12 protein-coding genes are annotated in these 14965 nt (G+C 67.8%); 5 read left to right on the forward strand and 7 right to left on the reverse strand.

What is annotated here, in order from left to right; translation table 11 throughout:
- Positions 1–2: 2 nt before the first annotated feature.
- The 3 genes from J5M86_RS15465 to leuS form a co-directional block, all read right to left on the reverse strand.
- Entirely contained in the window at positions 3–1019 is a 1017-nt protein-coding gene (locus tag J5M86_RS15465; RefSeq protein ID WP_244328301.1) for a helix-hairpin-helix domain-containing protein, read from the reverse strand.
- A gap of 96 nt (positions 1020–1115) precedes the next feature.
- Positions 1116–1997 (reverse strand): DegV family protein, encoded by an 882-nt coding sequence (locus tag J5M86_RS09400; protein ID WP_188060586.1) that lies wholly within the window; start codon positions 1995–1997, stop codon positions 1116–1118.
- A 6-nt stretch (positions 1998–2003) separates the two neighbouring features.
- The gene (leuS, locus tag J5M86_RS09405; protein WP_188060585.1) at positions 2004–4886 is read right to left on the reverse strand and encodes a leucine--tRNA ligase; all 2883 of its coding nucleotides are present in this window, start codon (positions 4884–4886) and stop codon (positions 2004–2006) included.
- 245 nt (positions 4887–5131) lie between these two features.
- Between leuS and J5M86_RS09410 the strand changes: the two genes are divergently transcribed.
- Complete coding sequence (locus tag J5M86_RS09410) at positions 5132–6370, forward strand: geranylgeranyl reductase family protein (protein WP_188060584.1); 1239 nt, start codon at positions 5132–5134, stop codon at positions 6368–6370.
- Positions 6371–6466: 96 nt separating this feature from the next.
- On the opposite strand, the gene rpsT is transcribed toward J5M86_RS09410, so the two are convergent.
- Together rpsT and holA are read right to left on the reverse strand one after the other, a co-directional pair.
- Positions 6467–6733 carry a 30S ribosomal protein S20 gene (gene rpsT, locus J5M86_RS09415; protein WP_188060583.1) on the reverse strand — a complete coding sequence of 89 codons (267 nt, stop codon included), beginning with the start codon at positions 6731–6733 and terminating at the stop codon, positions 6467–6469.
- Between the two features lie 201 nt (positions 6734–6934).
- Entirely contained in the window at positions 6935–7894 is a 960-nt protein-coding gene (gene holA, locus J5M86_RS09420) for a DNA polymerase III subunit delta (RefSeq protein WP_188060582.1), read from the reverse strand.
- A gap of 66 nt (positions 7895–7960) precedes the next feature.
- Here holA and purU point away from each other — a divergent pair, with 66 nt between their 5' ends.
- Positions 7961–8857 (forward strand): formyltetrahydrofolate deformylase, encoded by an 897-nt coding sequence (gene purU / locus J5M86_RS09425; protein ID WP_188060581.1) that lies wholly within the window; start codon positions 7961–7963, stop codon positions 8855–8857.
- A gap of 4 nt (positions 8858–8861) precedes the next feature.
- Here the strand turns inward: purU and J5M86_RS09430 are convergent, their stop codons facing one another.
- Both J5M86_RS09430 and J5M86_RS09435 read right to left on the reverse strand, forming a co-directional pair.
- Positions 8862–9605: a phosphatase PAP2 family protein gene (locus J5M86_RS09430; RefSeq protein ID WP_188060580.1), complete on the reverse strand. Its 744-nt coding sequence runs from the start codon at positions 9603–9605 to the stop codon at positions 8862–8864.
- On the reverse strand, positions 9602–11947 hold the full coding sequence (locus J5M86_RS09435) for an ATP-dependent DNA helicase (protein WP_188060579.1): 2346 nt from the start codon (positions 11945–11947) through the stop codon (positions 9602–9604). Before J5M86_RS09435 ends, J5M86_RS09430 begins: the two co-directional genes overlap by 4 nt.
- Positions 11948–12030: 83 nt before the next feature.
- Between J5M86_RS09435 and J5M86_RS09440 the strand changes: the two genes are divergently transcribed.
- Genes J5M86_RS09440 through J5M86_RS09450 form a run of 3 tightly spaced genes read left to right on the forward strand, consistent with a single transcriptional unit; the run spans position 12031 to position 14942 of the window.
- The gene (locus tag J5M86_RS09440) at positions 12031–13170 is read left to right on the forward strand and encodes an iron ABC transporter permease (RefSeq protein ID WP_244328303.1); all 1140 of its coding nucleotides are present in this window, start codon (positions 12031–12033) and stop codon (positions 13168–13170) included.
- A 21-nt stretch (positions 13171–13191) separates the two neighbouring features.
- A complete protein-coding gene (locus tag J5M86_RS09445; RefSeq protein WP_188060578.1) occupies positions 13192–14184 on the forward strand; it encodes an ABC transporter substrate-binding protein in 993 nt (330 codons plus the stop codon).
- A gap of 20 nt (positions 14185–14204) precedes the next feature.
- The gene (locus J5M86_RS09450; protein ID WP_244328304.1) at positions 14205–14942 is read left to right on the forward strand and encodes an ABC transporter ATP-binding protein; all 738 of its coding nucleotides are present in this window, start codon (positions 14205–14207) and stop codon (positions 14940–14942) included.
- The last annotated feature ends 23 nt before the right edge of the window (positions 14943–14965 follow it).

A 14965-nucleotide genomic window follows, 5' to 3' on the forward strand; every position in this document is an offset into this window, starting at 1 on the left:
GATCAGACCGCGACGAGCGGACGTAGTTGTGCCAACAGTTTGTCGCCGATGCCGCTGACCTCACCGAGATCGTCGACGGAGCTGAACCGCCCGTTGGTGGTGCGCCACTGGACGATCCGGGCGGCCAACACCGGCCCTACTCCGGGCAGTGAATCGAGGTCGGACTCGGAGGCGGTGTTGAGGTTGACCGGCCCACTCGCTGCGCTGCCGGATTCCTTGACTCCACCCGAGCCGGCGGCCGGCGGAGCTGCGGGTGGCGGCGCAGGCATCTCCCCCGGTTTGGGCACGTGGATCTGTTCACCATCGGACACCGGACGCGCCAGATTGACAAGGGCCAGATCGGCGGACCGCGTGGCGCCGCCCGCTGCTCGCAGCGCATCGTCCACGCGCGACCCGGCCGGCAGACGCACCACTCCGGGACGGTGCACCTGACCGACGACGTGCACCAGGAAGCTCGACGCGCTCGGCGGCGCTCCGGCGCTCGCTTGTCCCCGGTTGGTGCCGGCCGCCGACATGGGTGACCTAGCAGGAGTCGAACGACTCACCGCCGACGAGGTGGAGGCAGCGCTCGCGGCGCCGGCCAATGGCACGGGTTCGGAGCTGCTGCGAGCCGACCACACGCGAAATCCGAAGACCGCCGCGACCACGACCAGCACCACCAGCGCTCCGGTGAGGGCCGACCGGCCGGGATGCGATTCGATCTCGGTGTCGGGCAGCGGAGATCGGAACAGCGGCGTATGTGGCTGGATGTCGCGCCCGGGCAGACCGCGGGCCCGGCGATCGGCGCGTGAGGTCGGCTCCGGCTCGTCGCGATCAACAGGATCGCTGGCGAAAGGCAGTGCCTCCAGATCCTGTGTCTGTGTCGACGTCTGCTCGGCGCGCCCCCTGCGCCGCGGCCACAGCGGGCGGCGGTCGATGATCTCGTCCTCGGCCGGCACCCACGGGGTACGTCTCCCCTCGTCGAGTTCGGCGAGGATCGCGGCGAGTCGATCCGGTGGCTGGTTGTGACGGGCTGGCATGCGCGCCACGGTAGGCACGAGGTCAGGGGACGCGCTGGCGTCCGAGCGAGCCCTGTGGACAGCCGCCGCAGCACCGCTCCGCTGTGGAGAACGCCTCTAGTCCAAGACGTCCGACAGGCCGCTTTCGGGCCGAGGAACGATCGCCACCGACACCGTGCCGGGCCCGACATGTGCCCCGACCGCGGCGCCGAGCTCGTCCACGAGCACCCGGCGCACACCCGGCACCGTTTCGGCCAGCTGCTCGGCGAGCTGCTCGGCACGCTCACGGGCATCCAGGTGCTGCACGGCCAGGTCAATGCCCTGCTCGGTGTCCATCGCGTCGGCTGCATCGACGCTCAGCGCCAGCATGCGGGCCAGGGCGCGCGAGGTCGTCCGCACCTTCTCCAAGGCCTCGATGTGCCCGTCGGTCAGCGTCAACAGCGGCTTGATCGACAATGCCGAGCCCACGAGCGAGGACGCCCGACCGACCCGTCCGCCACGGCGCAGGTGTTCGAGGGTGTCGACGTAGAAGAACGCACGCGCGGCGCCGGCCTGCTGCTGCACAACCCGCGTCACCACGTCCAGATCTGCTCCGTCAGCTGCGGCCTGGGCCGCGGCGAGCACCGGAAAGCCCATGGCCATCCCGATGACACCACTGTCGACCACCCGGATGTCGGCGGCACATTCCGCGGCGGCGATCTCGGCCGACGACACCGTGCCCGACATGTGGCCGGAAAGGTGCACCGAGACGATGCGGTCGACACCGCGCGCCAACAGCTCCTCGTAGACCTCCAAGAATGCTCCCGGCGACGGGCGGGAGGTGACGACGGCGCGATGCGCGCGCAGTGCGTCGGCGACGTCGCCGGGCGAGATGTCGACTCCCTCGTCGTGGGAGACGCCGTCGAGGGCGACGTGCAGCGGCACCACGAAGACGCGCGCACGGGCCGCGATCTCCCTCGGCAGATATGCCGAGGAGTCCGTGACCACCGCTACCGTCATCGCCGCTCAGCCGACCACGATGTTGACCAGCTTCGGTGCCCGCACGATCACCTTGCGCACCGACTTGTCACCGATCGTGCTCTGCACGCGATCGCTGGCCAGCGCGGCGGCCTCCAAGTCGGCGTCGCTGATGTCGGCGGCCACCTCCAGGCGGTCGCGCACCTTGCCCAGCACCTGCACCACGCAGGTCACGGTGTCGTCGACCAGCAGGGCGGGGTCGGCCTGCGGGAAGGGTTCGAAGGTGATCGAGGTGTCATGGCCCAGGCGCTGCCAGAGTTCCTCAGCGATGTGCGGGGCCAGCGGCGCCACCATCTGCACCAACGGCTCGACGACCGATCGTGGTGAGGCGTCCAGGCGGGTGAGGGCGTTGTTCAGCTCGATCAACCGAGCGATCGTGGTGTTGTAGCCCAGCGTCTCGAAGTCGCCACGCACAGCCTCGATCGTCTTGTGCAGCAGGCGCAGCGTGGCCTCGTCCGCGGGGTCGTCGCTGACCACCGACTCACCGGTCTCCTCGTCGACGACGTTGCGCCACAGCCGCTGCAGGAAACGCTGCGAGCCCACGACGGCGCGGGTCTCCCACGGGCGCGACTGATCCAGCGGACCCATCGACATCTCGTAGACCCGGAAGGTGTCGGCGCCGTACTGCTGGCACATCTCGTCAGGAGTGACGACGTTCTTCAGCGACTTGCCCATCTTCCCGTACTCACGAGTGACCGGCTGGCCCTGCCACGTCCAGGTCGACTCACCACCGGAGGCGCTGGGGTGCTCCTCCACCTCGGCGGCTGGCACCGGCTGACCGCGGTGGTCACGGAATGCGAACGCCTGGACGTATCCCTGGTTGAACAACCGGCGGAAAGGCTCCTGCGAGCTGATCTCGCCCAGGTCGAACAACACCTTGTGCCAGAAGCGTGCGTACAGCAGGTGCAGCACCGCGTGCTCCACGCCGCCGACGTACAGGTCGACACCGCCCGGGTCGTTCGCGACACCCTTGCCCGCGCCCCGGCCGGGGCCCATCCAGTACTCCTCGCACTCGCGGTCGACGAAGCGGTCGTGGTTGTCGGGGTCGGTGTAACGCATCTCGTACCAACAGGATCCGGCCCAGTTGGGCATGGTGTCGGTCTCGCGGCGGTAGGTCTTGGGGCCGTCTCCCAGGTCGAGTTCGACGCTCACCCACTCCTGCGCGCGCGACAACGGCGACTCCGGCATGGAGTCCTTGTCGTCGGGTGCGTAGGTCTTGGGCGAGTAGTCGGCCACCTCGGGCAGTTCGACCGGCAGCATCGAGTCGGGCAGCGGGTGTGCCACGCCGTCCTGGTCGTAGACGATCGGGAAGGGCTCACCCCAGTACCGCTGGCGACTGAACAGCCAGTCGCGCAGCTTGTAGTTGATGGTGCCATGGCCGAAACCTTCTGCCTCGACGAACTCGATGATCTTTGCCTTGGCATCGGCAACACCCATGCCGTCCAACGAGATTCGCCCGTTGGCGGAGTTGATGGCGGGGCCGTCGCCCAGGAAGGGCTGGTCGTCCGGGTGGCCGTTGGCGGGCTGCACGGTGCGGACGATGGGAAGCTCGAAGGCGGTGGCGTAAGCCCAGTCGCGGTCGTCCTGTCCGGGCACGGCCATGATCGCTCCGGTGCCATAACCCATCAGCACGTAATCGGCGATGAAAACCGGAATCGCGTTGCCGGTCAACGGGTTCGTCGCATAAGCGCCGGTGAAGACACCCGTCTTGGTCTTCTCGTCAGCCTGACGTTCGACGTCACTCTTGCGCGAGGCAGCCAGTCGGTAGTCGGCGACGGCTGCACGCGGGTCGGCAGCGCCGCCGGTCCAGACGTCCTTGGTGCCCTCCGGCCACTGCGCCGGCACGATCTGCTCGACCAGCGGGTGCTCGGGAGCCAGCACCATGAAGGTCGCACCGAAGACGGTGTCGGGACGGGTGGTGAAGACCTCGATGGAAGCATCCGAACCATCGACCTGGAAGCTCAGCGCCGCACCCTGGGAGCGACCAATCCAGTTGCGCTGCATCGCCTTGATCGACTCGGGCCATTCCATGCGGTCGAGGTCGTCGATCAGCCGGTCGGCGTAGGCGGTGATGCGCATCATCCACTGCGACAGGTTGCGGCGGAAGACGGGCATGTCGCCGCGCTCGGTCAGGCCCTCGTTGGTGACCTCTTCGTTGGCGACGACGGTGCCCAGGCCGGGTGCCCAGTTGACGGGCACTTCCTTCTTGTACGCCAGGCGGCGCGCGTCCACGGCGGCGGTGCGCTCGACGGCATCCAGGTCGGCCCACGCACGGCCGTCCGGGGTGGCGATCTGGCCCGACTCGTAGCCGGCGACCAGCTCCTCGATCGGACGCGCCTTACCCGCCTGCTCGTCGTACCAGGCGTTGTAGATCTTCAGGAAGATCCACTGCGTCCACTTGTAGTACTCCGGGTCGATCGTGGCGAACGAACGCCGCAGGTCATGCGACAAACCCAGGCGGCGCAGCTGCCGCCGGTAGGTGACGATGTTGTCCTCGGTGGTCTTGCGCGGGTGCTGCCCGGTCTGCACCGCGTACTGCTCGGCCGGCAGACCGAAGGCATCGAAACCCATCGTGTAGAGCACGTTCTTGCCGGTCATCCGCTGGTAGCGCGCGAAGACGTCGGTGGCGATGAACCCCAGCGGGTGCCCGACGTGCAGGCCGGCGCCGGAGGGGTAGGGGAACATGTCCTGCAGGAAGTACTTGTCCTTGCCCAGCGCGTCGGGGTCGGCCCACGGACCGCTGGGGTTGGGGGCGTTGAAAGTGCCTTCCTGCTCCCATTTGTCCTGCCAGGCCTGCTCGATGCGGCCAGCCAGTTCGGCGGTGTAGCGGAACTTCGGGGTGTCCGAAGCGGTCTTCTGTTCGTTGGTCATCGTGCCCTCACGTGATGTCGTCTGCGTAGTTCTGCGGCGGCACCGAACAGTGCCAACAAGAAGCCCCTCGCTGGTGGGCAAGGGGCGGCCGCGCTGAGGTCCGGTCTGATCAGCGCGGCAATCGAAGCAGGAGCAGACAATGCATAGCGGCAACGATATCGCAGCGCGATCCGCCCGACCGACCGGCGCTGCCGCACGGAGGCGCTCGAATTGGCGCTACGCCGCCCCGCTGAGAGAATCCCCCCATGCCCTCTTCGACCCACACGGATGTTCTTGTCGTCGGGGCCGGTCCCGCAGGTTCGGCGGCCGCCACCTGGGCGGCACGTCACGGCCTGGACGTCGTCCTGGCCGATGCTGCGGTCTTTCCCCGTGACAAGACCTGCGGCGACGGCCTGACCCCCCGAGCCATCGGCGAACTCGACCGGCTCGGCCTCACCGAATGGGTCTTCGCCCACACCGAGAACCACGGCCTGCGCGCGCACGGTTTCGGCCAGCGGCTCGAACTGCCCTGGCCCGACGTCGAGGGCCTGCCCAATCGCGGCTCAGCTGTGGCCCGCACCGAACTGGACGACCACCTGCGCACCACCGCGCTCAAGGCCGGCGCGGTCGGCGTCGAAGGCGCCAAGGCAGTCGATGCCCGGCTCGAAGGTGGACGCGTGCGCGCAGTGACCTTTCGCGGCAGCGAGGGCACCTTCGAGATCGAGTGCGAACGGCTCGTCGTCGCCGACGGAGTGCGCTCCCCGCTGGGCAAAGTGCTCGGACGCGAATGGCACCGCGACACGGTGTACGCCGTGGCCGGGCGCTCCTACGTCACCTCGACGATGAGCAACGACCCGTGGATCTCCTCCCACCTCGAACTACGCGGCGAGGAAGGCCAACTGCTGTCCGGTTACGGCTGGGTCTTCCCGCTCGGCGACGGCTCGGTGAATCTCGGCGCGGGCACCCTCGCCACCACCAAACGTCCGGCCGATGTCGCGATCAAGCCGCTGATGCAGGTGTACGCCGACACGATCGGCGACCAGTTCGGTCTGTCCGGTGAACTGCGGCAGCCCACTTCGGCGCTGCTGCCGATGGGTGGCGCGGTCTCCAATGTCGCCGGCCCCAACTGGGCACTCATCGGCGACGCCGCCGCATGCATCAACCCGCTCAACGGCGAAGGCATCGACTACGGCCTGGAGGGCGGACGTTTCATCGCCGAGATGCTGGTGGCCGGTGACCCGCTGGAGACGGCATGGCCCGCGCTGCTGACCGAGCACTACGGCGAGGCCTTCTCCATCGCGCGCCGCCTCGCAGGGGTCTTCAGCAACCCCAAACTGCTCACCGCGCTCGGCCCGGTCGGGATGCGCTCCGACCTGTTGATGACGCTCGCGCTGCGCTGGATGGGCAACCTGGTCACCGCGGAAGACCGCGACCGCGCCGCACGGGTGTGGCGCTTCGCCGGACGCCGCTCGGTGGCGCTCGACGCCCGCCCGCCGTTCAGCTGAGCTGAACCAGCTGGTCCGGCACCGCAGAACACACAGGAACGCCCCGCACCGTCACGGTGCGGGGCGTTCGCTGGTGGTTCAGTGAGAAGGCTGCAATCAGTTGTTGATGCCGTTGACAGCCTTGGCCAGTGCCGACTTCTTGTTGGCGGCCTGGTTCTTGTGCATGACACCCTTGCTCACAGCCTTGTCCAGCTTCTTGGACGCGGTGGCCAGGTGTGCCTGTGCCTGCTCGGCGTCACCAGCGGTGACGGCCTCACGGGTCTTGCGGATCCAGGTGCGCAGCTCCGACTTGTACGCCTTGTTGCGCTCGGTGCGAGCGGCGTTGGTCTTGATGCGCTTGATCTGGGACTTGATGTTTGCCACGAAAGTTCTTCCTCGTTCGGTCTGATGGGTGTCGTAGAGGGCGACGACGCACCGGAACGGATGGGGCGTGGGGACGACCCTGGCGAGTTCGATGCGTTGGTACTACTGCGAGCGCGCACGACCAATGCGCGCACGCAAGGCGCAAATCTACACGTGGGCCGCTGCGCACCCCAAATCGCGGGTGTCACGCGGTCGCGCGGATCAGCGCGCCTGCCGCTCCTGGCAGATCGTGAGCACCGCGCGTTCCGCCGCGTAGACCGGGTCGCGGCCGCCGCCCTTGACCTCGAAGTCTGCTGCTGCGACGGCCTGGATGGCGCGGCCGAGCCGCTCACCGTCCCACCCGCGGGACGCCTGGCGGGCCCGGTCGACCTGCCACGGAGCCATGCCCAGTTGTTTGGCCAAGGCTGCCGAGGATCCGCCGCCGGCCGTGGCCACCCGCGCCACCTGTCGCAGCTGACCGGCGAGCACGGCGACGATCGGCACCGGGTCGACCCCGGAAGCCAGGGCGTGCCGAAGGAGGCGCAGCGCCTCGCCGGCGTTGCCGGCCACGGCCATGTCGGCCACGCGGAAACCGGTCGCCTCGACCTTGCCGCCGTAGTACTCCTGCACCTGCTCCTCGTCCACGAGGCCGGTGGTGTCGGCGATGAGCTGCGAGCAGGCCGCCGCCAACTCCCCCAGGTCTTTGCCGACCGCTTCGAGCAGGGCCCGCACTGCCTCGGGCGACACCTTGCGCCGCGCACTTCGGAACTCATTGGTGACGAAGGCCGACTTGTCTCGGTCGGACTTGATCGCCGGAGCATCGATGAGCCGGGCGCCGCCCTTCTTCAGGGCGTCCAGCGCACGCTTGCCGCGATTGCCACCCTTGTGCGCGACGATCAGCACCGAACCCTCGGCGGGTGCCTTGGCGAGCGCGACGACCTCGTCGAGGAGCGCGTCGCCTGCTTCGTCGAGCCCGCGCAGCACGACGATCTTCAAACCACCGAAAAGACTCGGGCTGGTGTGCAACATCAGCTCACCCGGTTCGTACGCAGCGGCCTCGATCCGCACGACCTCCGCGTCGGGCTCGGTCTCACGCACCAGATCGATCGTGCTGCGCACAGCCCGATCGGCCAGGAGTTGCTCCGGGCCAATGATCAGCACCAAGGGCGGGACGGCGGTCATGGCCACACTCTTGCATCACGCGCCGACACGAGCGAGATGACCCAGCGCGCACGACGCGCATGCCCTATGTTCACAGGGCTTCACCCTCACTGCCAGGAGCCTGCTTTGAACCACGAACCGAACGATTTCGTCCTCACCGCCACGTGCGTCGACCGGCCGGGGATCGTGCACGCCATCACCGGGTTCCTGGTCGAGCAGGGCGCCAACATCAGCGAGTGCCAACAGTTCGAGGATCCGACCACCGGACGCTTCTTCATCCGTCTGGTCTTCCGCTGCGAGCAAACACCGTTGGACGATCTGCAGGACGGATTCGAAGCGGTCGCAATGCAATTCGGCATGGAGTGGGGTCTGTGGCCGGCCGGGCGTCCGGTGCGCACCCTGGTGCTGGTCTCCAAACTCGGTCACTGCCTCAACGACCTGTTGTTCCGCCAGCAGGTCGGTTCGCTACCGCTGGACATCGTCGCGGTGGCCTCCAACCACCTGACCTTCCAGAAGACCGTCGCCACGCACGACATCCCGTTCCACCACGTGCCGATCACCGCAGCGACCAAACCGGTCTCGGAGGCCCGCATCCTGGAACTGGTCGAGGAGTACGACGTCGAACTCGTTGTGCTGGCCCGCTACATGCAGGTGCTGTCGGACGACCTGTGCCGCGCGCTGCAGGGCCGCGCCATCAACATCCACCACTCGTTCCTGCCCAGCTTCAAGGGAGCCCGGCCCTACCACCAGGCCCACGACCGCGGCGTGAAGCTCATCGGCGCGACCGCGCACTACGTCACACCCGACCTGGACGAGGGCCCGATCGTCGAGCAGGACGTCGCCCGCATCGATCACACCTACTCCCCCGAGCACATGGTGGTGGCCGGCCGCGACGTCGAGACCCAGGTGCTGGCGCGGGCGCTGACCTGGCACGCCGAGCACCGGGTCTTCCTCAACGGCTCCAGCACCGTCGTCCTGCGCTGAGGCGTCAGCGACACCTCGGCGCCGGAGGCCACGACGGCGACAATGGGCGCGATCCGGCGTCCTGGATCGGGTCGATCAGCCCGACCCTGATGAGCAGCGCGATGATCAGCAGTGACACACCGAGCGACAGCAGGATGCCGACCGTCACGTCACCCAGGTAGTGGGCACCGACGACGATGCGACTGAGGGCGACCATCAGCACGAAGGGCACGCCGATCAGCAGGGCGGTGCGGATGGATCCGCGGGCGTACCAGACAGTCAGCGTGAGTGCGGCGGTGAGCGCAGCAGCAGCCGCGGTGTGCCCCGAGGGCATGGTGTTCGGGTCGTGCAGCGCGATGATGCGATCGACCGGCGGATCGGGTGGACGCACCCGGTCGTAGGCATGTTTGGCAAGGGTCGTGGCTCCCCAGGTGCCCAGGAACACGATGACCTCGATCACCAGATCCCAACCTCGCCCGCCGACCCAGAAGATCAACAGCGCCAGCCCCATCAGCACGTAGACACACAGCGGTTGGATCGCGACATCAAGGAAGACACTGAGCGAGGTGAGCGGTTCGAAGCGGTGCTGCGTCACCCAGACCGACACGTCGAGTTCGCCGGTGCGGGCCGATCCTCGCGCAGTGAGCACCCAGCCCAGCCCCAGTGCGACGAGGCTGATGAGCGCGCCTGCGATGACCATACGGCGCAACAGGTGGACGGGCGGGTGCCAGGCCTGCTCCTCGTGCACCTCCAGTTCGGTGTGCTTCATGAGGCTGCCAGTCCGAGCGCTGCCAGCCGGGCAGCGATCTGATCGGGGTCGCGGTCGAGGTGGTCGGCAAGCTCGTCGACCGACAGACCCAACGACACGCCGTCGGCGAGTTCTTCGTCGTCCTCGGCAGTCCATGCCGAGCCCGCTTGCTCGTCGGGAGTCGTGGGTTCAGTCGGGACAACGTCCACCGGCTCCGCGGGGGTCGGGTGCTCCTCGGGTGCCGCACGTTCGGGCGTCTCCACCGCGTCGGCGTCCTCATCAGTGAACTGCAAGGCGTCGTACTCGGCCGTGTCAGCGCTGGCGATCTCTCCTGCTTCACGCGAGAACCGTTGCTGCGGTGAGGGTTTGATTGCGGCCGCGGCTGGTGCCGGCGGCGTGATCGGGGTCGGGGCGTCGGCGGTCTCGTCGAGGCGGCGCAGGGCACGCAGCACGAGTTCGCGGTCGGTGGTGGGCCAGAACGGCGGCAACGACCGCTGCAGGAATCCGGCATAGCGCGCGGTCACCATGCGGTTGTCCAGGAATGCGACGACGCCACGGTCGCTGGAGCGGCGGATCAGACGTCCAGCTCCCTGCGCCAGCCGCAACGCCGCGTGGGTGGCCGAGACCGACATGAACCCGTTGCCGCCGCGCTCGGCGATCGCCTGGGAACGAGCCGAGGTGATGGGGTCGTCGGGTCGCGGGAACGGAATGCGATCGATGATCACCAGCTGACTCGACGAACCAGGCACATCGACGCCCTGCCACAGGGTGAGCGTGCCGAACAGGCAGGTGCGGGGGTCGGCAGCGAACTGCTTCACCAGCGTGCCCATCTGGTCGTCTCCCTGGCAGAGCACCGGGAACTCCTCGCCCAGTCGTTCACGCATCGCCTCGGCTGCTGCCTCGGCGGCGCGGCGCGAGGAGAAGAGCCCGAGTGTGCGCCCACCGGCGGCACGGATGAGCGTCTCGATCTCGTCCATCGTCTGCTCGGAGGTGCCGTCGCGGCCGGGTGGCGGAAGATGCTTGGCCACGTAGGCGATTGCCTGCTGCGGGTAGTCGAAGGGTGATCCGACGTCCAGCCCTTCCCACATCGGACTGCCTTCGCCGCGCAGACCGAGGGTGCCCGCGACGGCGTCGAAGGTGCCGCCGAGTTCGAGGGTGGCCGACGTCATCACCACGGTGCGGTCGCCGAAGATCTTGTCGCGCACCAGCATTGCCACACTCATCGGCGCGACGTGCAGCATCGAACCGCGGTACTCACTGCGGCTGATCCAGGCGACATCGAGTTCGCGCTCCTCCAGCAACCGCGCTGCATTTTCCTGCACCTCATCGACGGCGGCGCGGGCCATCTGCCGTGGACCGTCGTTGTCGGCCGGCTTGTCGGGTTTCAGTTCGGTCTGGGCCGAGCGGGCGGCGTCGTGCACCCGCTGGACGGCGAGCGCGAGATTGTCCGGAATACCCAGCAACCGGCCCTCGGCCAGCTGGTCGAGCACTCCCCCGAGGAACACGCCGGTGTCAGCAAGCTCGTGGGTGTCGAGATAGCGGGCCGCCTTCTTGGCAGCAGCCGCCACCATCGGCGCGGTGAGTTCGTCGGTGATCGTGGAGGTGACGCGGTCGACGAGTTCGTGCGCTTCGTCCACCACCAGGGCGTCGTGCTCGGGCAGCATCTGCCGCCCTTCGAAGGAATCGATCGCCATGAAGCTGTGGTTGGTGACGACCACGTCGACTTCCTTGGCGGCAGCACGTGCCTGCTCCACGAAGCAGTCCTGCACCACCGGGCAGGTGGAGCCCAGGCACTCGTGCGCCGACACCGAGACCTGTCGCCAGGCCCGTTCGCTGACTCCGGGCACGAGGTCGTCGCGATCACCGGTGTCGGTCTCATCGGCCCATTCGCGCAGTCGGACGATCTCCTTCTCCAGCCGTCCGAGTTGCTGGTCGACGGCGCCGACACCGAAGAGTCCTTCCTCGTCCTCGTCGGGATACCCACCGACCAACTTGTGCTGACACAGATAGTTACGGCGGCCCTTGACCAGCCCGTAGGTCGGACGTCGGCCCAGCACGGGCTTCAAGCCCTCGGCCAGCACCGGTAGGTCGCGGCCGACGATCTGCGCCTGGAGCGCAAGGGTGGCCGTGGCGATGATCACCGGCTTGCCGGTCTGCTGCGCGTGGACGATCGAGGGCACGAGGTAGGCCAAGGATTTCCCGGTGCCCGTGCCCGCCTGCACCAGCAGGTGGTGCTGGTCGGCGAATGCCTTGGTGACCGCCTCGACCATCTGTTGCTGGCCAGGACGCGGCGATCCACCGACCGCGGCGACGGCCGCCTGCATGAGTGCGTCCATCGAGTTGGTGTCGTCGGCGGGCGGCATCCCTACAGAGTACGTCCAGCGAGCCGGCCACGACCCGAGCCCTGTGGACGCCCGCGCTCCACCCATATGCGACGATGTCGCATATGGGAAAAATGGGGCCGCCACCGTTGGACGACACCCCCGAACTCGCGACCACCGGGGCGCAACCCACTGATTCCGTAGATGCCCGCACCCTGCTGGGCGTCCACCGCACAAGCCGCCGCCACCGACTGTGGGTGCTCGGGTTGAGCACGGCGCTGCTGCTGGCCATACTGCTCGCCGTCTCCCTCGGAGCAGTCACCACCCCTGTCAGCACGATCGTGCAGATCATCGGCCACCACACCATCGGTGCGCCCGGCGTCGCCACCTGGTCTCCGGCGTTGGACGCGATCGTGTGGGACGTGCGGCTGCCACGAGTGCTCCTGGGCGCCGTCGTGGGCGCCGGACTGGCTATCACCGGAGCGGTGCTGCAAGCGATGGTGCGCAACGTGCTGGCCGATCCATATCTGCTCGGCATCAACTCCGGCGCCTCGACAGGTGCGGCTGCGTCCATCCTGTTCGGCATCGGAGCCGGAATGGGTGAGTACGCACTTCAAGGCAGCGCATTCGCCGGCGCACTCGCAGCCGCCTTCCTGGTCTACTTCATCGCCCGCGGCGCAGCCCGGGTCACGTCGGTGCGCCTGTTGTTGGCGGGCGTGGCGGTCGGGTACGCCTTGTCGGCGCTCACCAGTTTCCTGGTCTTCGCCTCCGGGTCGGCCGAAGGTGCCCGCTCGGTGTTGTTCTGGCTGCTCGGTTCGCTGGGCCTGGCCGCCTGGGACATCCCGCTGCTCGTCGTGACCGTCGTCGTGCTCGGCAGTGCGGTGTTGCTGATCGTGTGGTCCCGTCGTCTGGATGCTCTTGCCATTGGTGACGAGACGGCCCTGACCCTCGGTGTCTCCCCGGCGAAGCTGCGATCACGGCTGCTCGTGGTGGTCTCGCTCAACGTGGGAGCGATCGTCGCGGCCTCGGGCAGCATCGGCTTCGTCGGGCTGGTGGTGCCGCATCTGGCACGCCGTGCCGTTGGGTCCGACCATCGCCGGGTGCTTCCCGTCGCGGCGCTCATGGGCGCCACGCTGCTTGTGCTCGCTGATCTGGCGGCACGCATGATCCTGCGTCCGCAAGAAATCCCGATCGGCATCATCACCGCGCTGGTGGGTGCCCCGTTCCTGCTCGTCCTGTTGCGCCGCATGCCCGGCGCACGCTGAAACCCAAACACTGAGGAAGACATGACGATTCGTCGTACCCGCACGTTCATCGCAGCCTCCGGTGTCACCGCACTCGTCATGACCGGATGCGGCCAGGCCGGCCCCGAGGAGTCCGCTGCGAAGGCGGAGGGCTACCCGATCACCGCGACGAACTGCGGCTCCACCTACACCTTCAACAGTGCACCCGAACGAGGCGTGCTGTTGAAGTCGGCATCGGTGCCCTACCTGTCCGCGATCGGAGTGCTGGACCGGATGGTCGCCAAAGCCGGCCAGTACCCCCGCGAGTACTACGACGCGACCACACTCGCAGCTCTCGACAAGATTCCGTCCCTCACCGAGAAGACCGACTCCTCCGGCCACCTGCAGATCTCCAAGGAAACGGTGCTCGAACAGCAGCCCGATCTGGTGCTCGGCCACACCGAGACCGTGAACAACAAGACGCTCGCCTCCGCCAAGGTGCCCCTGTTGGAGGTGCCGGCGCTGTGCGAGGGTCACAGCAGCAAGCCGACCTTCGAGGACATCTACGCCGAGCTCACCACGTACGGAAAGATCTTCGGCAAGCCAGCTGAGGCGAAGAAGGCAGCCACCGATCTGCGCACCGAGATCGGCACGATGACCGCCGGCGCACCCGACCGGAAGGGCGCAACAGCGGCGGTGCTGTTCCCCACCCCTGGTGGCGGCACGACCTACGCCTACGGCAACCGTTCGATGGCCGATCCGCTGCTGAAGGCGGCGGGGTTCACCAATGTCTTCACCGGCGTCGACGAGCGGGTCTTCGAGATCTCACCGGAACAGTTGCTCGCCAAGAACCCCGACGTCATCGTGCTCCTGCACAGCGACGGCAAGCCGGAGACCGTGCGCAAGTCGCTTACCGGTCTGCCCGGCGCTGCACGGCTGAAGGCAGTGCAGAACGATCGGGTGTTGGCGCAGCTGTTCAACTACGTCGAGCCGCCGTCGCCGCTGGCGCTCACCGGCCTGAAGAACATCGTCAACGCCTTCCCCGACGTCAAGTGAGCGGGTTGTCGGCTGAGGGTGTGCGATTCCGGTACGGCCGCACCGACGTCCTGCACGGAGTCGATCTGCACGCTGCACCGGGCAAGGTCACCGGACTCGTCGGCCCCAACGGCAGCGGCAAGACGACACTGCTGCGCCTCCTCTTCGGAGCTCTCACTCCAACGGCTGGCACGGTGAGCATCGACGGCCGCCCACTGCAGACCCTCGAACGCAGCGAACTTGCGCGGTCGATGTCGGTGGTGGTGCAGGAGGATTCGGGCGATACCGCGCTGAACGTGGCCGAGGTCGTCCTGCTCGGCCGGCTGCCACACCATTCCGTGCTCGGCAGTTACACCACCGACGACCACGACATCGCCTACGACGCGCTGCGCCGGGTCGGGGCCGACCACCTGGTCGAACGGGACCTCAGTGAACTCTCCGGCGGTGAACGTCAACGAGTGATGGTCGCTCGCGCACTCACCCAACAGCCGCGGTATCTGCTGCTGGACGAACCGACCAACCACCTCGACATCCGGTTCCAGCACGAGATCCTGGGCCTCACCGCGTTGGCCGACACCACGGTCGTCGTCCTGCACGACCTCAACCTCGCCGCCCGCTACTGCGATGACCTGGTGGTGCTGCAGCAGGGACGTGTGGTGGCCTCCGGCACGCCGACCACCGTGCTGACGCCAGAACTGATCGCACAGGTGTACCGGGTGCGAGCCACCGTCGTCGCCGACGGCGACATCCCACAGTTCGTGTTCGCGCCCCCGAGGTGAACTGACGGCGCTCGCCGCGGATC

The sequence above is a fragment of the Yimella sp. cx-51 genome, assembly GCF_017654605.1.
Taxonomy (GTDB): domain Bacteria; phylum Actinomycetota; class Actinomycetes; order Actinomycetales; family Dermatophilaceae; genus Yimella.